Source organism: Psychrobacter sp. Sarcosine-02u-2, assembly GCF_002836335.1.
In the GTDB taxonomy this organism is placed as follows: domain Bacteria; phylum Pseudomonadota; class Gammaproteobacteria; order Pseudomonadales; family Moraxellaceae; genus Psychrobacter; species Psychrobacter faecalis.
In genome coordinates this window covers 23311-43974 of record NZ_PJBX01000164.1, presented here as the reverse complement: position 1 = coordinate 43974, position 20664 = coordinate 23311, and the positions used below count along the sequence as shown (strand labels likewise).

Below are 20664 nucleotides of genomic sequence, written 5' to 3'. Positions count from 1 at the left end.
GCAGATAAACAATTATCAATACTATCAAAAACTTATCGAAATATAGCATAGGTTTTATCGATGTTACGCCGTATAATAGCAAGGCTTTGGTAAAAATACATGCGCACAGTGCTATGATTTGAGAATTAACTAAGTTATGATTTGTAAATTTTAGCCGTCCAAACCTTTAATGTCAGCGAACTGTTCTACGTTTATTCACCGGTAAGACGAGGCGATTGCCATCGACCGTCACTTGTGCCGCGTGAGGTGATAGGAAATAAATATGAAACATCAGCCTTCAACTCTAGCGCGCCACTCATCGGGGATACCGCCTGCTGCTGCGTCAAATGCGCCGCTGTGTTCGGCTAAAACTGCTCATCCTACTCATATAAATCCTATGGATAACCCTCGTCTTTATTTTACGCGTACGGCGCTATTTCGGGCATTGACTACCAGTTTGGTTGGCTTTGGGGTCAGTATTGCTATCGCGCCTAGTGCTCTTGCCGCCACTGATTCAAATAATAATACGGCCAATAATGCAAGCAGCAGCCAACTTAACAAAAATAGCGGCAATGATGCGACCACTGCACAGCCGCAACGACAATCGCAGCCACCAACGCCAAAACCGCCTTCCAATTCTTCGGCTCAGTCCTCGTCTAAACGAGCACTTTCTAAAGATGCCTATGAAGATAGCCAGCTTGATATTGCTTTGGACGCCTTACGTCTAAAAAAAGCCGTTGAAGAAGGTATTATCGATCAATCGGTATTGGATGATTATAGCGAGCAGAACTTAGGTATTAAAAATCCTAACAAAAACGCCACCGCGCAAGCAAATAATACGGATAAGTCCCAGTTATCAAATAATGATATCGATAGTATTAATGACTTTGCTAGTGCTATCGGTAATGGCATAGATAGTCTAGGTAACAACCAAGCATTTGACAGCAATGAAAACTTAGAACAGCAAGTTAATAGCGTGCAGCAACAAGGCTATCAGATGATGACGCCTGACGAGATTGATCGCGAGCTGGCGGCGATGGATAAGCAAAACGCTCAAGATATCGGCAATATCACTCAAAGTAATGCCGTTAATAATATCGATGGTATGCGTTATGACGACAATGACTTTCAAGCTTTAGATGGCGCATTTGATGCGCCTGTTGCAAGGTTAGACGATAGCACGCCGCCAATTGGGCTCGATGTGAGTTTAGATGCTACCAATTTACCAGCACCGAGCAATCTTGAAACCTTAGGCAGAAATGAGGCCGCAGCTAAGCAGGCAGAGACAGATGATGTGATGTCGCGTCCTATTGACGTCAGCGATTCGGTTGGTAGTAGCACTGGCGATAGCGCGACCAGTGTGGACATGAATAGTGGGATAGAAAATGCCCAGTCGGACAGCATCAATCCTGATGATTATTTGCCTAACTATGAAAACGATGTCAATGCGGTAAAAGAAAGTATCGAACAAGCGGCGAAACCCAAACCGATAGCACGTAACAAAAAAGGCAATATTGTTAAGCGCCTTTATAATCGCTTTTTTAATGGTGGCGTCGTCACCCTACCGCATGTTGAGACGACCATTTATTTGCAACAAGCCGCAGCAGATAATTTAAACGATAATAGCAAAAACAACGCTCAAAACAGCACGAGAAACACGAGGCCAACATTAACCAAAGCTGACGATGATATTCAGCCCTTTAAGAATATCAAAGCCGCTATTGATGATACCACTGTGCAGTCTGTGGTTGATTTCACTGCTGCGTTGCCGCGTCTACGACAAAGCGCCTTAGATGCTGCCAAAGCCGTCGGCTACTATGATGTGACCCTACGTTTGCGTCAGCCAAACACAGATACCATTGATGTCATTATTGAAAAGTTAGGTGAGCCGGTACGCGTGGATAGCCGCATTGTTGACATTCGCGGCGAGGGCAGCGAGCAAGAAGAGTTTGCCAAGTTAGAAAAAGACCTACCGCCACAAGAGGGCGATATTTTTAATCACCGCGTTTATAAAGACAGTAAGGCGGCGCTTGAGTCCCTCAGTGATACCTACGGTTATTTTGATCAATATTGGCTCAATAAATCGGTCGATATTATCTTGCCTGACAATACCGCCGATGTGTCGCTGGTTTACAATACGGGTGATCGTTACAAGTTTGATGAGGTGGTGTTTTTTACTTATGATCAAGAGTCGGGTACGCTGACCCGCGATCCTGAAAAGCTACCGGTTGAGTTGTCGTTATTAAAGCAGCTGGTCGGCTTTGAAGAAGGCGAGCCATTTTATCGTCCGGCCGTAACCAAGTTTAGTAACGATTTATCGGCGACCCGCTATTTTAATACTGTTAACGTCGAGACGATTTTGCCGCCAGACGAGCGTACAGAAAGCAGTACTTTAGCCTTTGATAATACCCCTAATAGCAGTAGTACTGAGACTACCGATGACGACTTCAATAGCAATAATATCGAGCAAGATGAGGCAGTCAAAGCCGAAAATGACGCTGAGCGTTACGCCACCAGCGGTGAGACGGTCAATCCAGCCGATATCGCTGCCATCGAGTTTGAAGCCGATGAAGAAACCTTGAGTAAACTGCAAGCCATTAGACAAAAAGCTGAACGTTTAAGCCGTCTGCCGGATGATCGCGTCTTGGATGAAAAAGACCAAAAAGCCACTAGTATTTTGGGTAGAATCAGCGACTCTATCAGTAATGTCGCACAAAAAATATTCCCTGATGAAGAAAATATCCTTGCCGATGAAAACTTCGTCCCGCCAACGCTTGCTGGACGCAAAACCCCGCAGGACGTGTTAGAAAGCAAAAAAGTGCCGCTGTACGTCTTTGTTTCGGCGAACAAACCACGTGATGCCCAAGTCGGTCTCGGTTATGGTACTGATACTGGGGTGCGCGCCACTGCCAAGATAGATTATAATTTGATCAATCGTAAAGGCTATCAAGCAGGGGCAGAAACCGAAGTTTCGCGCATTACCAAAAATGTCGCCGTGTATGGCAGTCGACCATGGAAGCATCCGCTAAACGATAAGTTGGATGCCCGTTTGACCTACGAAGAAGAGGTTATCGATCAAGGCGAAGGTAATTTTGACTTATCTACCCGAACCTTAAAAGCAGCATTGGCACGTAATATCCGCCGTGAAAATGGCTGGGATCGTAGCTACTCTCTGCGCTACCGTTTAGATGAGTTAGAAACTGGCGTCGATGAGGAAGAATTAGACAATCTGCCAGTGCGCTTTACTTCCTCGAAACCGACGCAGCACGCTTTGTTATTTGGTTATGGTATGAGCAAAACAGACGTCGATAATGCTGCCAATCCTACCCGCGGGTTCCGTCAGTATTATGCGCTTGAAGCAGGTTCAGAAAGTCTGCTAAGTGATACTGATATGGCAATTTTACGCGCGGGTGTGAGCGGTCTTTATAGCTTCGGAGCTGACGATAAACACCAAGTGCTAGGCAGTTTAAATACCGGTTATATCTGGGCGGATGATTTTTACGAAGTGCCTTATAAACTGCGCTTCTTTGCTGGCGGCGATCAAAGTATTCGCGGTTATGATTACGAAAGCCTATCACCGATTGAGAAAGGCTATCTCACCGGCGGACAAATCCTGGCAGTCGGCAGTGCGGAATATAACTATGAGTTTAGACCAGGTTTCCGCGGCGCAGTCTTTACCGATGTCGGTAATGCCTATGACAAAGATTTTGAAACCGATACCAAAGTTGGCGTCGGCGTCGGTATCCGCTGGGCATCGCCGGTCGGTGTGGTACGTGTCGATGTTGCTGCTGGCGTGACGGAAGATAGCATCCCTGTTAGACTGCATCTGTTTATCGGGTCGCCTTTATAAATGGCTGCTATAAGTATGCCTAACACGAGTGCTTATAGCAGTCTTGATAAAAACGCAAAAACCGCCTTATTTTTCATTCTAGCGCTTGCTGGTAAACCTTCTTTAACATAGCTGAGTGTCATGTTGACCAAAAATACCCCGCCAAATAAGCCCTCGGATGAAGATCCAGCACAGCGCGATGCCCGCGCTGTTAGACGTTGGTTTCCCCTGTCTTTTTTGCTCAAATTAACGGTTCTTATTTTGATTGTACTGGCGATTATGTTCGCCATATTTTTATATGCGGTCGGTACTGAGTCGGGCACAAAGTTCATTTTAGAAAAAATCAGTGCTGAAACGGGAGTTAAGTTTAAATACGGTCGGGGTAATCTGCGCGATGGTATTTGGGTCAGCGATATCGATATCAACGCCACCGAAGACCTTGAGATATTGGTCGATAAAGCTTATGTCAAAATAGGCTGGCGCGCAGTATTTGCCAAAGAAGTGCATCTGCGTGATGCCGACATTCAAACCATTGAGATTATCAATAATAAGCCACCTACGGGCGAGCCGTTTGATTATCGAACGCTTAGCTTGCCAGTCAATTTGCGCTTTGATCAAGCAAAAATAAAAACCATTATTTATAAACAAGTCACCAAAGACCCTATCGTCGTGCATGATATCGAAGCGCGAGATTTGACTTGGGTTGGTAGCGTGGTGAACGTCGGGCGCGGCAAATTGCAGTATGCGGATATTGTAAAAGTCAGCGCTTTAAAAGGTCAGGCAGATTTACAAGGCGACTATCCTTTAGATTTGAGCGGAATTGTCGAGGTAAGTGCGTTAGAAAAAGCCTATATCGACCCGTTAAATATCACCGCAACCGGTACGCTAAAACGTACCGTTGGTAAAGTCCGTAGCCGTTATAACGACAGCGATGTCAGCGGTGATTTTGTGGTGCAGGGCCTAGATGAAGGTTCGCCGTTTCAAGCGAAACTTAAATGGGACGATATTTTAATTCCTTATGCCGATAGCCAAAATATCCACCTAAAAAGCGGCATGGCGACCGCGTCGGGCGTCATCTCGGAGATACGTCTGCGTATCAATACCGAGCTGACCGCCAAAGATATCCCATCGGGTCACTATCAAGGTCGCGGTATTATCGCCAACAGTCAGCTGCGCGTTGATCGTTTGGATGCGCAAGTACCAGCAGGCAATTTGACATTGCAAGGTATTTTGGACTGGAAAGAGAGTTTTGATGCGGTAGTCCGCGCCACGGGCAGTAATTTTGATATTCGTCAGGCGATTCCAGATGAATATGCCGACTTTAAACCCTATGCGCCGCAAAAGCTCAATGGTCGCTTATCGGTACATTATCAGCATAAAAATAAAAATGGCAATCTAGAGATGGATGCAGATTTGCGTCAGCGCGATGGCGAGCATCTCAATGCCAACATCGTGCGCGGCAAAACGCCTGCTCGTGGTCGCAGCGCCAATGCTAAGCAAGTCACGCCTTGGTATATCGACGCCAAGTGGCAAAATTTGGTACGCCGCAATTTGCCTAATATCGGTAATGTCGACAGTCCAAGCGGACAAGCCAATGTTATTATCCGCGGCTCGAATTTATCGGTCGATGGCAAAGCGGTAATTAATGAGTTAAATGTCGCCCCTAAAGGCAACTACGATGTGCGCGTGCGTAAAGCCGGCGACGTGATTAATATCAACCGTCTTAATTACAAAGGTATAGTAGGCGACCTATCTGGTACAGGGCAGATTCAACTGGCCAGTAAAAAACGCCCGCTAACGTGGCAAATTGATGCGCGTACCAATGGCTTATTACCCAAAAAATATCGTAGTGACTTACCGCTTGAGCGCTTAACAGGGCATATCAATGCGCGCGGGCGCATGCTCAATATCAGTAAAAACCGTGTCAAAGGTCAGCGCCATATTATTAGCTTTACTAATACCGATTTAAAAGCAAACCTCGATGCCAGCCAAGATAGCCGCGCTATTGGTATCACGGGCAGCGGTGATGCTAGCGTTGATATTATCGGCGGCGAGCTGTCTGTTTTTGATGCTCGTTTTGATGGTCACATTGATACCGCTGACGTACCAAAGGGCAGCTTATCGATTGATGCTGCTGGTACGCCAAAGCTGATTCGTATTCGTAAACTCAACTATAACGGTGAAGCCGGCGCAGTAAAAGCGAACGGTGTCATTGACTTACGTCAAAACATTGGCTGGACAGTCGATGGCCACTTTGACAAATTTAACCTTGGCTATTTTTTACCCAATAATGCCGCCATTATCACTGGTGATTTAAAAACCAGCGGTGTGTGGCAAACGCCGCCAAAGAACCAAGCTAATGCTAACGCAAAGGGTAAGCTGAAAAACTTTGCGGTGAAATTTGATGGTGTATTAGATGCTGAGCAACTGCCAGCCGGTAAACTTAGCATTGACGCCAGTGGTGACGCACAGCTGATTCGTATCAAGCGTTTCCGCCATGTCGGCGCCGCAGGTAGTATCGATGCCAATGGTACGGTCGATGTGCGTAAAGGTATCGCTTGGGATGTTAAGGCGGTGATGAATCGCTTTAACTTGGGTTATTTCTTTAAAGATATCCCAAGTACCATCACTGGCACTATTGATACCGATGGGCGCTGGGGTGACAATCAGCAAATCGTTAATATCAAACAAGTTAACCTAAGTGGCGTGCTAAAAGGCCAGCCGCTCAGTGCCAAAGGTAGTCTGGCGGCGAAGCTGCGCCTACCAAAAGACTTGGGCAGTTATTTTAAACGCTTACAAGCACAGGATGCACAGGCACAGTATCAGCAAGTTAATGCGCTAATCGATAGCTTAAATGCCAATAATTTGGTGCTACGTTGGGGCGACAATTATCTTACTGCTAATGGCAATGCTAAGCAGCTACAAGCTAAGATTAATATCACCAGTCTTGACCAGCTATCAGATAAGCTTGCTGGTAAAGTGACGGGAGGCGCAACCTTGTCGCAGCCGGAAGGACAGGCGCTGCCCACGATTTATATCGACTTGGTTGGTGAGCGACTAGCGCTACCGGGCTTTATTTTGCGTCAAGGTCGTATCCGCGGTAAGCTGGTCAATTTGGCCAATAGCCCAAGCCAGCTTATTATTAGCGCCGAAGGTTTGGATGCGGCAGGTCAGAGCTTTAAAAAGGTCAATGCCACTTTTAATGGCACTGAGCAGGCGCATGTGGTCATTCTTGAAGTGGCAAATGATGAACTTGCTATCGGCGCTCGACTTAAGGGTGGCTTTAATCGCGATAAGCTCAGCTGGTCAGGGGTGATTGGTAAAGGGCGTATCAAATCAAAATATGCGACGTTAAACCAACTACAACCTGCGCAGTTGATTGTCAATTTACCCAAAAAGCAGGGTAATAATTCTACCGACTTAAAAGTGCAGCTTGCCGCCCACTGTTGGCAGGCGACCGACCAAACGGGCAAGCTGTGTTTACGTGAGAATCTCATTGCTTCACCAGCGGCAGGTCAAGTCAATGTAGCGGTACAAAACTTGGATACTTCACTATTCTCGGTCTTTTTACCCAAAGATATCGATTGGCAAGCGAAAATTAATGGTAAAGCTATCGTCGGTTGGCAACGTGGTCGTCCGCCGACGATCAATACCACGCTGTATTCTGACAACGGCAAAATCGGCTTGATGCAAGATGGCGATAGTCAGCCGGTTACCTTGCCTTATAAGCGCGTGTCGGTCATTGCTTTGTCGGTCCCTGAAGGCATCAAACTGCGCACGGACATCAATACTGGTCGCGGTGCGCGTGGCTATGCTGAGGTTATCGTTGACCCTTATAAAACACCGAAACCTATCTCGGGTGCGCTGGTGCTCAATGAGCTGAATTTGGCAGTGTTTAAGCCTTTCTTCCCCGGTATGCGCGTGCTCGAAGGTAATATCACTATGGCAGGTGGTTTGGGTGGGACGCTCGATAAACCACAGTTTTATGGCGATGTGAAATTGGCAGATGGCCGTATTGCGATACTTGATTTACCTATCAACTTAAGAAAAGTCAATGTCGATGCCAAAATTCGTGGTACGCAGGCGAATATCGACGGCACTTTTAATAGTGGTACCGGTACGGGCAAGCTGACTGGTACGGTAAATTGGCAACAAAAACTGCAAGCTAAGCTCAGCATCATTGGCGAGCGTTTGGTATTGACCCAGCCGCCATTATTGTTGGCTGAGATTAACCCTGATATCGACATTATTGTGCGTCCAGGTGACCGTTATGTCAATATTACTGGCGCGGTCAGTGTGCCGTCAGCGACCATTCGTCCACCAGAAGCTAGTGAAGATATCATTACCCAAACCGAAGATGCGGTGGTGCTTGATCGCCGTTTGATTGGTAATATTGATGAGGTTTTAGCGATTTCAAAACCTTGGTCAATCAATGCCGACATCGGTATTGACTTGGGCGATGACATCAATTTCCGCGGCTTTGGTGCGGTGATTCCGTTAGCAGGGGCGATTAATGTCACCCAAAATGGCACAGGCGTTATGCGCGCCAAAGGCGTCGTGCAGGTTTCTCGTCGTACCAATGTCAATATTTTTGGTCAGAGCTTAGAGCTGAATTACGGTCAAGTGCGTTTTAATGGCGATGTGATGAAACCAAATCTGAGCATTGAGGCGGTGAAAACCATCAGCGGTAAGACCGTCGGCGTACGCGTTAAAGGCAATACAGAAAATCCAAATATTATCGTCTTTAACAATGCTGGCTTAACCCAGCAGCAAGCGATGAATGCCTTGATAACGGGTCGTATTAATAATAAGAGCGCGACGCAAATCAGTGAGCAAGGCTTTAAATCGCAGGTGACCAATAACCTTGCGGCGGCGGGACTAAGCTTTGGGCTGAGTGGCACGCGCAATCTGACCAACCAGATAGGCCAAGCGTTTGGCTTCCAAAGCTTAACCGTTGATGCGTCAGGCAGCAGTGATGACACCAACGTCAACGTCACCGGTTATGTAACCCCTGATTTGTATATTCGCTACGGAGTCGGAGTGTTTAATGCACAAAATAGCCTATCTATCCGTTATCAGCTAACGCGCCGCATTTATGTCGAAGCAACTTCAGCGGCGGAAAACGCGGTCGATGTGGTTTATAGTTGGCAGTTCTAAGCACTTAAGCTTTTAATAGCCTTACTATACTGTCGATTTTTAAGTCGCTTGTTAGTAGTTCATTTAATGCAATAAAAAACGCCTTTATTAAAAGGCGTTTTTTTATGCGGTGAGCAGTTGATTTATTTGGTTAAAATTAAGCGGTTATTGCGCGTTAAGCGTAAGCGATATTCTTCGCCTTCGTGCTCGATACGCACTTCTTTGGTTAGCGCAAATAGGTGCTGCGACTGTAGCGTAGGCAAACGGTTTTCGCGGCAGTTTAAATAACGAGAGATGACCATGCTCATAGTAAATTCCTTTTGATAAAATAATTAAAAATAAGGCAGTGGGGTAAAGTAAGTCATTAACGATAATAATTATCATTTACATTGAAAGCTTTTGCAAGCTATTTGATAAAATAAATCACAGTTATTATGTAAACTTATATAAAGCAGCATTTACAAAAGCTATAAATCAAAACAGTCGTACCATTATAAAGGGCAATAGAATGAGCAGTTATTTAGAGAATTCAAGCAAAAATTCGTTCGCTAAAAATGAGGCAAGGGCCCATAAACCACTAAAAATCGTCAATGTTGCGGTGGCGGTCATTTATTATCAGCATCAGTATTTGCTCGGCTTCAGAAATGCATCGCAGCATCAAGGTAATCGTTATGAGTTTGTAGGCGGCAAGATAGATGCTAATGAAACCGCTCAGCAAGCGCTGATACGCGAAGTGGCTGAAGAGACGGGCATTGATATCGCAAATAATACTGCGGTGAAACTCGGTCGGCTGCATCATGACTATGGTGATAAGCAGGTATGTTTGCAGGTTTACAAGGTAGCACTAAGTGCGCAGCAGTATGAACAGCATAGACATTGCCAGCAGGGATTGGAGGGTCAAGCATTAACTTGGGTGGATAAATCGAAGTTATTGGCAGGAGATTATCAACTGCCAGCCGCTAATAAAACCATTCTTGCATGGTTGCGCTTACCACAACAGATAGCAATTACTTATCCATTGGCACACTTTAACGACGCGGCTGATCCAGCAGCAACTTGGCTACAGTTTCATGCAGCGCATTTGGCGCATGATGCTTGGGTTTATGTCCGTCCAAAAGCCATGGATGCAGATAATAATATAGCGCAGTTATTACGCTTGCGTGCAGATATACAGGCGATTGTACCAGCTGAATTTGAAAGCGACCAAGCACATAAGCAAGCTATAAACCATCAAATCGTCGCAAAGCAGTTAACCCAGACGCAGCTTATACGCGGCTTAAGCGATATTAATAACGATGTTCACCAAAGCAAAAATGCAATTCACGACGGTTTATTAAACTATCCACTGATTGTAAGTTGTCATGACGTCGAAAGTGTCGCTGCCGCTAATAAGTTGGCGCATAGACGTTTAGAGCAACAATTATCACCCGTTATCGGTATTTTTCTATCGCCAGTTTTAGCAACCCAAACCCATCCTGATGTCGAGCCACTTGGCTGGCAAGCGTGGTCGATATTAGCAGAATTAGCCGATATACCAGTGATTGGCTTAGGTGGTTTATCGCCAGCAATGAGGGCTCAAGCAGAGCAGTATGGCGGCATTGCTGTTGCTGGCATTAGTCAGTTTTTACGGTAATTTTTAACATGGTCTTTATAGTATTTGAGAGTATATTTTAGGCCAATAATTAACCAAAATATGAAAGGTAAATCAAAAACTGAAAGCAAATGTAAGGCCATACAAGAGTGAGGTTTAATGGGGGCAAACCACTGATTTTAAATCTATTTTTACACAAGGTAACCATGTATTGCTTGTATGGCGTAAATACAGAATTACTTACAAACCGTTGCGTTTTCCTACATTGCTACACTGTTTTGCTTAGCCCTTTGCCATTACTATAAACCTGCAAATTACCAAAGGGCGCAGAATCAGTTTGTTAAGGGCAATTCATCTAGCAACTTTTTATCCAATCACTTGCTATTTAACCAATTGCTATCCACCCACTTCTTATCTATCGTGATTTTATTCATCACAGCGCCACTGAAAGGTATAGTAAATATAAGTAATCCAGTATTTAATTTTCACTCATCTGTCTTTTGTATTTAAAGTAATTGTTGAGCATTATTTATACTGAGTTAATCGCTATAAAATTTGATAAATGAAAAATTTTAACTAACACTATTAATAAATGGTACTCCTATGAAAACCAATAAGTTACCTAAGTCAGCATGGCCTGATTCGCAGGCAGCTGGTTCTCAATCACAGCAGACTAAATCAAGTCAGCATTATCTTGATAAAAACTATTTAAAAAAAGGTTATCGCAAGACAGATAATACGTCACAATCGAGTGATGCCAGCAATGATGCTAGCTATCACAATGATAGCGCGAACGATATGCCAGTAGGCGATGTCACCCTAAAGGCATCAGCAACAGATAATGAATTTGTCTATAAAAAGAGTGGACAAAACGCGCCTAAAGCCGCAAAGTCTGTATTGATTGATAGCAGCAATCACGATCAAAATAACCATAATACAAGTTTTAAAAGCACTCAAGATTTGCAAAGCAATAGTTTTCAAAATGGCGGCGGATACAAAAAAGCGCCTGCTTATAAGAAAGTGCAAAAAACTACTGATATCAATACTACCGATATCAATATTGATGCTGCTGTAGACATCTCAGCGAAAAGCTTAAATGGTAATACTAAATCCAATAAGTCTATTACTGCTGAAACTGTTGATACAGACGACGGCAATGAAGATATGGGTTTACCAACAATACCAGAGCGTATATTTATGAATGGACTTATCAAGCATACAGGTATTGCTCTAGCAATTATTATCCCATTGGCTGCGTTCTCAGCCTATGCGGCAACACCGCCTGTCAATACCGCGGCTAAAGCTGGGGTGACAGCGAACGCAACAACGGCTAAAACCGTCACAGAGACGTTATCCATTAAGCCAAATGCAATTATCCATAAATCTGCTAGCGTACCAACCACAGTTGATAGCGTTGATCTCAAAAAATATGCCGGCACTTGGTATGAGATAGGTCGTTTACCGATGTATTTCCAGCGCAACTGTGCCAGTGATGTGACGGCGACTTATATTGAAAAAACTGACGGTTCAGGCATTAAGGTGTTTAATCAATGTAAAGCGCAAGATGGTTCAGCCATTACCGCAGAAGGCTTAGCTAAACCTGCTGATGCTTCGGGTAGTAAATTAAAGGTTACTTTTTTACCGTCGTGGATTCGCTGGTTGCCTGTTGGCCGCGCCGATTATTGGGTACTTGCTCGTGATGCAGATTACAAAACGGCATTGGTTGGCACGCCAGATAAAGATTATCTGTGGTTACTGGCTCGTTCGCCGAATGTTAGCCAAGAGACCTATGCAAAATATCGCCAAATTGCCCAAAAGCAGGGCTACGATTTAAAAGAATTTAAACTTACCCTGCAGACCAATCAGACGGTAAAGTTGGTTCCTTAAGTTTTTCATAACCATACATGGCATAACCATATAAGTATTTTATAATTATCATATTTTTGTTTGATTTATCGTTAATTGATAATAGAGCAGCAGCGCAAGCTGCCTTTATTTTTATGCAGTAACTTATAAAGCTATGAAAAACGCGATAAGTACGTCAAATTCGGTTATCACTAGCAAAATAGGGCGTTTTAGGCTAGAATCTACCTTATCTAAAGACGGTTACGATAAAGACTGTAACGCTAGTTAGTGATAGTTACTATTGCCAATCACTACCGCCAAAGTCGAGCATGACCGTTTTAATATCGTTATTTAAACAATGATGACCTATCTATTTATATTTCTTCCTACTTTTCTGCTACCTAATTACTGACCAAAAGGATGTTTCTCGTGAGCAACGCTGATACCTTACGCCAATTACATCAAGACCATTTGAGCAATTATAACCAACAAGAGCAACAAGCCATCGAGCTTATGGGCTTATTAAATAAGCTTTATAATGAGCAAGATGTGCAAGTGACATTGTTTGGTGATACGCTAGATACAACCTCTGTGGGTCAAATACTGGCATTGCATCAAAAAGTCGCGCTGCGTGATAAAGGTGCTAAACCTATCGCTGTCGCGGATACTTTAGCGATGGTTAAAACGCTTGCAGAGAATAAAGACATCCAAGCGGCGCGTATCGATGTTGGTCAATTGATTGCTAATGACAGTGATTTACAAGCGGCATTAGAGTCTGTTAACAACAATAACGCTGCAAGCAATGGCGCAACGGATGTGGTGCTATACGGTTTTGGCCGTATTGGTCGTATCTTAACGCGTCTTTTATTGTCACAAGCGTCAAGCGCTAAAGGCTTACAGCTAAAAGCCATTGTGGTGCGTCCAGCAGCAGCGGGCGATCTGGCTAAGCGTGCTTCATTGCTTGAGCGTGATTCAATCCATGGTAGCTTCGCTGGTGGCGTCGTTGTCGATGATGAAAACAATGGTTTGATTATCAATGGCCGCTTTGTACAAGTTATTTATGCCAAAGACCCAAGCGAGATTGACTATACGGCTTATGGTATCAACGATGCATTGGTCATCGATAATACTGGTATTTGGAAAGATGAAGACGGTCTTGGCAAGCATTTACAATCGACTGGTGTGAAAAAAGTATTATTAACAGCACCAGCTGGTGGTGATATTAAAAACGTCGTTTATGGCGTCAATAACGATACGGTCGGCGATGACACTATCGTCAGTGCAGCGAGCTGTACCACCAACGCGATTACCCCAACGCTCAAAGTCTTAAATGATGAATACGGTATCGAAAACGGTCACGTAGAAACTATTCACTCGTTCACCAACGATCAAAACTTAATTGATAATTATCATAAAGCTGATCGCCGTGGCCGCAGCGCGGTATTGAATATGGTTATCACCAGTACTGGCGCGGCAAAAGCGGTCGGTAAAGCCCTACCAGAGCTTAGCGGTAAATTGACGGGTAATGCGATTCGTGTACCAACGCCAAACGTCAGCTTAGCGATTTTGAACTTAAACCTTAAAACGGCGCCAGCCAGTGCCGAGGCGTTAAATGAGTTCATGCGTAAAGTGTCTAATAGCAGTCAGTGGCAAACTCAGATTGCTTATACAGATTCTACCGAAGCGGTATCAACTGATTTTGTTGGTGATACGCATGTCGGTATCGTCGATGCGCAAGCGACGATTTTGACAGACAATCATGCTATCGTTTATATTTGGTACGATAACGAAGTTGGCTATAGCACGCAGGTGTTACGTTTGGCCACGCAAATGGCTGGCATCAGCTATGCGCAAATTCCAGCGTAAAAATTTGCACAGCTGCTATCTTAGCCGTTTGTATTTAGATAAAATGCTAAGGCAAAATAGCGGGACGAAAGTAAGTTTTATCCTAGATAAATCGGTGTAAATTATTAACGGCAGTATTCAAACACCCGATAGTCCGAATGGTTATCGGGTGTTGTTGTCATGCTAAATGCTAAGCGTGGTATGACATTTTAGTAAATGCCGTTTTAAAGAAGATTTTATATTTTTTTAAGTTATTCATAACTACCAAACATATAGCTACCATCTAAAATACAGTCGCTGACTGTAAGTTGATAAACGAGATGGTAAATAAAGGAACGAAAGATGCGATTTATTGATGAAGCCGTCGTAACGGTAAAAGCAGGTGACGGTGGTAACGGAATCGCCAGTTTTCGCCGAGAAAAGTATGTCCCACGTGGTGGCCCTGACGGTGGTGATGGCGGTAAGGGCGGCGATGTCTATGTCATTGCCGATGACAATACCAACACCTTAGTTGACTACCGTTATACCCGTCGTTATGACGCCATGCGCGGTGAAAACGGTCATAGTAAGAACTGTTCAGGTAAGGGCTCTGACGATATTTATTTGCCAGTTCCAATTGGTACGACCGTGGTTGATACCGAAACCGACGAAGTATTAGGCGATTTGATTGAAATTGGTCAAACGCTACTGATTGCCAAAGGCGGCGACGGCGGTCTGGGTAATACCCATTTTAAAAGCTCGACCAACCAAGCACCGCGCAAAGCCACTTCAGGTTTTGAAGGCGAATTAAAGGTGCTGAAGTTTGAGCTAAAAGTAGTCGCTGACGTTGGTCTGATTGGTTTACCTAACGCGGGTAAATCAACCTTTATCCGTCAGGTATCTGCCGCCAAACCTAAGGTTGCCGATTATCCCTTTACCACCTTAGTGCCAAACTTAGGCGTGGTTGATATCGGTCGTCACCGCTCATTTGTGATGGCAGATATTCCGGGTTTAATCGAAGGCGCGTCAGAAGGCGCAGGACTTGGCATTCGTTTTTTAAAGCATGTCGCTCGTACACGCCGTCTGTTACACTTGGTTGATGTAAAACCGATCGATGGCAGCGACCCAGTAGAAAACGCGCGCGTGATTTTAAATGAGCTTGAGCGTTTTTCACCTGAATTGGCCAATTTGCCACAGATTTTGGTGCTAAATAAAATTGATCAGGTTGCCGAAGAAGACTTAAACGAGCTTTGTACCCATATTGTGGCTGAGCTTGGTTGGACAGGTATGGTATTTCGTACCGCAACCTTGACCGGCGAAGGCGTTGATGCGATTAAGTACCATTTGATGAATGAGATCGAGCGCGAGCGTGAGCGTGAACTCGAAGATCCGATTTTTGCTGAAGCCCAAAAAGAGCGTTTTGAGCGCTTAGAAGCAGAAGTTCGTTTGAATACCGAAGCGCAGCGTGAAGCCTATCGTGCGGCTCGTAAAGCAGCGCGTGAAGGTACCAATTTAGACGACGATGACGATTTCGACGATGGCGTCGAAGTGGTATACGTTCCTTAATATATCTAAGGTTAAATTGGCAAAAGTTAATGTTTCGTTTTTTAAATAGGTGTGCGTACAGTTCTAATATTATTCACGTAATTCATTTACCCTAGCAACAGGAGTTTATATGGCAGTTGACATAGAGAACACGACAGGAGAAGCAAGGTTTGTTAAGCAAGCTCGCAACTTTGATATTCGGCGCGTTATTGTCAAGATTGGCTCATCGCTATTAACCAATAATGGACGAGGGCTTGATCGAACTGCCATTTACGAATGGGCAAAGCAGATTGCCAAACTGCATAAGCAAGGTGTGGAAGTATTGCTAGTGTCGTCAGGTGCGGTTGCTGAAGGCGTGGTGCGGATGAATCTGGACGAGCGCCCAAGGAAACTGGCGGCGCTACAAGCTTGTGCGTCCATCGGACAGATGGGCTTGATTGAAACCTGGTGGTCAGCATTGATTCAGCATGGTATTCAAAGCTCGCAGCTATTATTAACTCATGATGATTTGTCTAATCGTAGTCGCTATTTAAATACCACGGGAGCATTGACGCAGTTATTAGAATGGCGTGTGCTGCCCGTAATCAATGAAAACGATACCATTACCATTGATGAGATTAAATTCGGCGATAATGACACCTTAGGCGCGATGGCGGCGGCGATGGTCAATGCCGATTTATACATTATTTTGACCGATCAAGAAGGCGTTTTTACTGATAATCCGCGTAACAATCCGAATGCCAAAATGATTCGTCAAGAGCGCGCGATGGCCGATTACTTATTTGATATCGCTGGCGATGGCGGTAAACTTGGTCGCGGTGGTATGCTGACTAAAATCCGTGCTGGACGCTTAGCTGCCATGGGCGGCTGTCCAACGGTTATTGTCAGTGGCGCTATCGACGATGTGATTACGCGTGTGGTTTCTGGCGAAGCGGTCGGTACGTTATTGACTACTAATGATGCCGATAAAATCATTGCTCGTAAACAGTGGCTAGCGGCGCATTTGCGCATGTCAGGCACGCTCATTGTAGACGCTGGGGCTGCAAAAGCGGTTGTCGAACATCACAAGAGCTTATTGCCAGTTGGCGTCGTCGAGGTTCGCGGTGATTTTGATGAAGGTGATGTGGTAGAGATTGTCAATCAAGACACGGGCGAGCGTATCGCTGTTGGTCAAGTGAACTTCTCATCGCGTGACGCTTGCCGCGTGGCTCGCGAGCGTACAGAGCAGTTTGATAGAATCCTTGGTAACAAGGAAGAGCGTGTGGTCATGGTACATCGCGACAATTTAGCGTTAACCGTGTAGTTATACCCCTTTAATCGGTAGGTGTTCTCAAAGCTTAATAGTAAATGGTATTTAATATAAAGAAGCTGATATCAAATCATTATGAAGCTTTTTAGGATTAAATGCTGCTATCTATGCGTTATAAGCGTTTATTAATCTTTTCTTTCACTTATTTTATCTTGCCCTGTTATTTATTTTATTGAATATAGGGCTGTTTTGGAGAGTTGTACATGAGTGCTTCAGACAGTAACCATGCGCTTGAGCAGAACTTTGCGCCTTTAAAAAACGATAGATTGCTACGAGCACTCCGCTTTGAGCCCATAGATACCACGCCCGTATGGATGATGCGCCAAGCCGGCCGTTATTTACCAGAATATAAAGCCACCCGTGCCGAAGCCGGTGATTTTATGAGCCTATGTAAAGATACGGCGCGTGCGACCGAAGTCACTTTGCAGCCGCTGCGCCGTTATGACTTGGACGCCGCAATTTTATTTAGTGATATTTTGACCATTCCTGATGCCATGGGGCTAGGACTGTATTTTGAAACGGGCGAGGGTCCGAAGTTTAAGCATCCGATTCGTACGCAAGCGGATTTAGACAGATTGCCGGTACTCGATATGAATGACTCGCTTGATTATGTCATGCGCGCGGTGACGAGCATTCGTAAAGCACTAAACGGACAAGTGCCGTTATTCGGCTTTTCGGGTAGCCCTTGGACGCTAGCGACTTATATGATTGAAGGCGGCAGCTCAAAAGATTATCGCTATACCAAGGGTTTCTTATATAGCAATCCGGAGTTTTTACATCAATTATTAGATAAATTGGCAACGTCAGTGATTGATTATTTGGATGCGCAAGTGGTTGCTGGCGCACAAATTTTGCAGATATTTGATAGCTGGGGCGGGGCGCTTGGTCATCGTCAGTTTGTGAATTTCTCGCATGCCTATAATAAGCGTATTGTCGCTGAGCTAAAGGTACGTCATCCAGAAATCCCAGTCGTACTATTTACCAAAGGCGGTGGATTGTGGCTCGATGTGCAAGCGGATAGTGAGGCCGATGCGCTAGGTTTAGACTGGACAATGCCTATTGATCGCGCCCGTCAAGTATTGACAGAAAGTCAGCGCCAATTGACCAAGCAACATAAAAAACTACAAAGTAGCAAAGCCATTCAGGGTAATTTAGACCCCGCAACCTTGTACGGCTCGCCTGCAACTATCCGTGCTGAAGTCAACGCGATGCTCGATAGCGCTTACGCCAGTGGCGAAAAAACCGGCTATGTGGCAAACTTAGGTCACGGTATTACCCAGTGGGTCAATCCTGATAATGCCAAAGTCTTTATCGATGCGGTACATGATTATAAAATTTAAGTTATAAAATTTAATATCGTTAATTATTAAAAAATGAACGTTTAAAAGCGCTAGTAATAGCGCTTATATTTAGAAGCAACAAGGTTTAACTTTGATGTAGAGCTTATCTCTATCTAAATATTTACGCATTAAAAGAAAAAGGAATATCTTATGATTTCAGCAGCGATTGTCGGCGGCACAGGCTATACAGGTATTGAGCTGATTCGCTTATTATCTGCCCATCCTGAAGTGTCTATTGATTTGCTAACCTCACGTAGCGAAGCTGGCACCCGCGCTGATGAGATATTCCCAAGCTTACGCGGTATCTCCGATATAGTTTTTAGCGATTTAGGTGATGAGACGCTAGCGACCTTGCAAAAATGCGATGTGGTATTCTTTGCGACCCCACATGGCGTGGCAATGAAGCAAGCAGAGGCATTAACGGCAGCGGGTGTAAAGGTCATTGATTTGGCCGCCGATTTTCGCTTGCAGTCATTAGCAGATTTTGAGCATTGGTATCAGCAAGCGCATGCCTGTCCTGAATTGTTAAAGACCGCCGTTTATGGCTTACCTGAAATCAATCGAGAAAAATTGGCCAATGCGTTAGTTGTCGGTAACCCTGGCTGCTATCCAACCACCGCTATTTTGGGCTTAAAACCTATTATCGATGCGCAAAATCAGCAAGCCGAAAGGCTGGTTGAGTCACGTATCGTTATCGATGCAAAATCTGGCGTTTCGGGCGCGGGTCGGCAAGCGAAGCTTGCGCTTAACTATGCGGAAACCACCGATAATTTCAAAGCTTATAGCGTTGAAGGTCATCGGCATTTACCAGAGATTGAGCAGGGCGTTGCTCAATTGTTAGAGAGCCAGTTTGACCATCGTATCCGTTTTTTACCGCATCTGGTACCAATGATACGCGGCATGCTGAGCTCTATTCATTTAGAGCTTACCGAAGCAGGCACTGCTATCGATTGGCAGCAAGTATTTGAGACAAGCTATGCGGCAGAGCCGTTTGTCGATGTGATGCCAAAGGGGCTTTATCCTGATACACGCAGCGTGCGAGCCAGTAATCGTTTGCGTATTGGTATTCACCAAGACAATGCGCGTGCTGAGCTGACGGTGATTGTCGTGCAAGACAATTTGGTGAAAGGTGCTGCTGGACAGGCCGTACAAAATATGAATGTGATGTTTGGTTTCGATGAATCGATGGGCTTAGACTTTGCCCCTATCGTTCCTTAACAGATGTCTAGCTATTAACAAATCCCTCATATTTATGGTGCTAGGTATTGATTATAAATTCCGCTATAATAACCTGCCTTTACTGTTAAGAGATATCGTCTAAATGCGTTTGAAGAGTGCACCACGCCTTTGCCAACAGCCTGCACGAGTATCGTGCCAAGACTCTGTTTCCTATGATATGGGGCACGATGCGCATCTCTCTTATTCTCATTACCAACAGAGTCATGCGCTGATAAATAGCCCTATTATTAGCAACTCGCTTATTAGTAATAAGCAACGAGGCGCTTCTACCTTAGTATTGGCATTATTCGTAGTGACGGTATTGGTGACCGCTGGAGTTGGACTCGCATTTGGTCATAAACTTGGCTATCAGCGCGGCTATTATTCGATGCAGGCAGAAACTCAGCAAGCGGTGATTACCAGTAAAGAAGCCACGCAAGAGCTGAAAGATTTACGCCTTAGCAGCAAAATTGCCACTAATGAAGCGGCAACCGCTAAGCAAGAGTTAGAAATAAGTTTGGCAAATTTAAAAGAGCTACGTGAAAATCAACAGGAATTGACGGTTGAAAATAAACAATTAGCCCAACTTAATGAGATATATGCTGAGCTTGTTAGTGAAAATGGCGGTATGCCTTTACAAATACTTGGGGCGAAAATCAAACCTTTGCCTGAAAACGCTTTTGAGTACGGCTTTGATGTGGCAATGCTTGCCAGCGACGGCAAAGCTAAGCGCTTAAAACCTACTTTAACCTTGTTGAATGATAATAACTTTGTAGAAGTGCCGCTTGAGCCGGCAAGTTATACTATCGATGGCATAACGCGAATCCGCGGCCGCTTTATGATGCCAACAGGCTTTAAACCTTTGCAAGTGAAATTAAGCTTAAGCGCAGGCGGACAAGAATTGGAGCAATTATACGACTGGAAGCTTGGTGATAAGGTTGATAGCATGCCGTTGTCACTTTTAGATTTGCCAGAAGTTGATGAAAGCCCCATTGAACCTTAAGTTTTTGATATTTTATTGAACTTTATTTTATTGAATTTTAGATTT

11 protein-coding genes are annotated in these 20664 nt (G+C 44.6%); 10 read left to right on the top strand and 1 reads right to left on the bottom strand.

Going from position 1 to position 20664, the window contains the following annotated elements; genetic code table 11:
* Positions 1 to 262 precede the first annotated feature (262 nt).
* Together CXF58_RS08505 and CXF58_RS08500 are read left to right on the top strand one after the other, a co-directional pair.
* Positions 263 to 3829, top strand: a complete 3567-nt coding sequence (locus CXF58_RS08505; protein ID WP_102077201.1) for an autotransporter assembly complex protein TamA — start codon at positions 263 to 265, stop codon at positions 3827 to 3829.
* A gap of 120 nt (positions 3830 to 3949) precedes the next feature.
* Positions 3950 to 8965 (top strand): translocation/assembly module TamB domain-containing protein, encoded by a 5016-nt coding sequence (locus CXF58_RS08500; RefSeq protein ID WP_102077200.1) that lies wholly within the window; start codon positions 3950 to 3952, stop codon positions 8963 to 8965.
* 122 nt (positions 8966 to 9087) lie between these two features.
* Here CXF58_RS08500 and hemP read toward each other — a convergent pair whose 3' ends face one another.
* Positions 9088 to 9246 carry a hemin uptake protein HemP gene (gene hemP / locus CXF58_RS08495; RefSeq protein WP_227672156.1) on the bottom strand — a complete coding sequence of 53 codons (159 nt, stop codon included), beginning with the start codon at positions 9244 to 9246 and terminating at the stop codon, positions 9088 to 9090.
* Between the two features lie 206 nt (positions 9247 to 9452).
* On the opposite strand from hemP, the gene CXF58_RS08490 reads away from it, so the two are divergent.
* The 8 genes from CXF58_RS08490 to CXF58_RS08455 all read left to right on the top strand — a co-directional run bounded on the left by CXF58_RS08490 (position 9453) and on the right by CXF58_RS08455 (position 20619).
* A complete protein-coding gene (locus tag CXF58_RS08490) occupies positions 9453 to 10577 on the top strand; it encodes an NUDIX domain-containing protein (RefSeq protein ID WP_102077199.1) in 1125 nt (374 codons plus the stop codon).
* A 561-nt stretch (positions 10578 to 11138) separates the two neighbouring features.
* A complete protein-coding gene (locus tag CXF58_RS08485; RefSeq protein ID WP_082894268.1) occupies positions 11139 to 12422 on the top strand; it encodes a lipocalin family protein in 1284 nt (427 codons plus the stop codon).
* Positions 12423 to 12800: 378 nt separating this feature from the next.
* Entirely contained in the window at positions 12801 to 14246 is a 1446-nt protein-coding gene (locus CXF58_RS08480) for a glyceraldehyde-3-phosphate dehydrogenase (RefSeq protein ID WP_068404526.1), read from the top strand.
* A gap of 321 nt (positions 14247 to 14567) precedes the next feature.
* Positions 14568 to 15770: an Obg family GTPase CgtA gene (gene cgtA / locus CXF58_RS08475; protein ID WP_068404524.1), complete on the top strand. Its 1203-nt coding sequence runs from the start codon at positions 14568 to 14570 to the stop codon at positions 15768 to 15770.
* Positions 15771 to 15879: 109 nt separating this feature from the next.
* On the top strand, positions 15880 to 17052 hold the full coding sequence (gene proB, locus CXF58_RS08470) for a glutamate 5-kinase (RefSeq protein ID WP_102077198.1): 1173 nt from the start codon (positions 15880 to 15882) through the stop codon (positions 17050 to 17052).
* A 209-nt stretch (positions 17053 to 17261) separates the two neighbouring features.
* A complete protein-coding gene (gene hemE, locus CXF58_RS08465; RefSeq protein ID WP_068404521.1) occupies positions 17262 to 18398 on the top strand; it encodes a uroporphyrinogen decarboxylase in 1137 nt (378 codons plus the stop codon).
* Between the two features lie 150 nt (positions 18399 to 18548).
* On the top strand, positions 18549 to 19616 hold the full coding sequence (gene argC, locus CXF58_RS08460) for an N-acetyl-gamma-glutamyl-phosphate reductase (protein ID WP_102077197.1): 1068 nt from the start codon (positions 18549 to 18551) through the stop codon (positions 19614 to 19616).
* A 103-nt stretch (positions 19617 to 19719) separates the two neighbouring features.
* On the top strand, positions 19720 to 20619 hold the full coding sequence (locus CXF58_RS08455; RefSeq protein ID WP_068404518.1) for a hypothetical protein: 900 nt from the start codon (positions 19720 to 19722) through the stop codon (positions 20617 to 20619).
* Positions 20620 to 20664: the final 45 nt, after the last annotated feature.

Bases quoted from the DNA above. Each gene is read 5' to 3' on its own strand.
- CXF58_RS08505 (WP_102077201.1), top strand. From the start codon at position 263: ATGAAACATCAGCCTTCAACTCTAGCGCGCCACTCATCGGGGATACCG.
- CXF58_RS08500 (WP_102077200.1), top strand. From the start codon at position 3,950: ATGTTGACCAAAAATACCCCGCCAAATAAGCCCTCGGATGAAGATCCA.
- hemP (WP_227672156.1), bottom strand. From the start codon at position 9,246: ATGGTCATCTCTCGTTATTTAAACTGCCGCGAAAACCGTTTGCCTACG.
- CXF58_RS08490 (WP_102077199.1), top strand. From the start codon at position 9,453: ATGAGCAGTTATTTAGAGAATTCAAGCAAAAATTCGTTCGCTAAAAAT.
- CXF58_RS08485 (WP_082894268.1), top strand. From the start codon at position 11,139: ATGAAAACCAATAAGTTACCTAAGTCAGCATGGCCTGATTCGCAGGCA.
- CXF58_RS08480 (WP_068404526.1), top strand. From the start codon at position 12,801: ATGTTTCTCGTGAGCAACGCTGATACCTTACGCCAATTACATCAAGAC.
- cgtA (WP_068404524.1), top strand. From the start codon at position 14,568: ATGCGATTTATTGATGAAGCCGTCGTAACGGTAAAAGCAGGTGACGGT.
- proB (WP_102077198.1), top strand. From the start codon at position 15,880: ATGGCAGTTGACATAGAGAACACGACAGGAGAAGCAAGGTTTGTTAAG.
- hemE (WP_068404521.1), top strand. From the start codon at position 17,262: ATGAGTGCTTCAGACAGTAACCATGCGCTTGAGCAGAACTTTGCGCCT.
- argC (WP_102077197.1), top strand. From the start codon at position 18,549: ATGATTTCAGCAGCGATTGTCGGCGGCACAGGCTATACAGGTATTGAG.
- CXF58_RS08455 (WP_068404518.1), top strand. From the start codon at position 19,720: ATGCGTTTGAAGAGTGCACCACGCCTTTGCCAACAGCCTGCACGAGTA.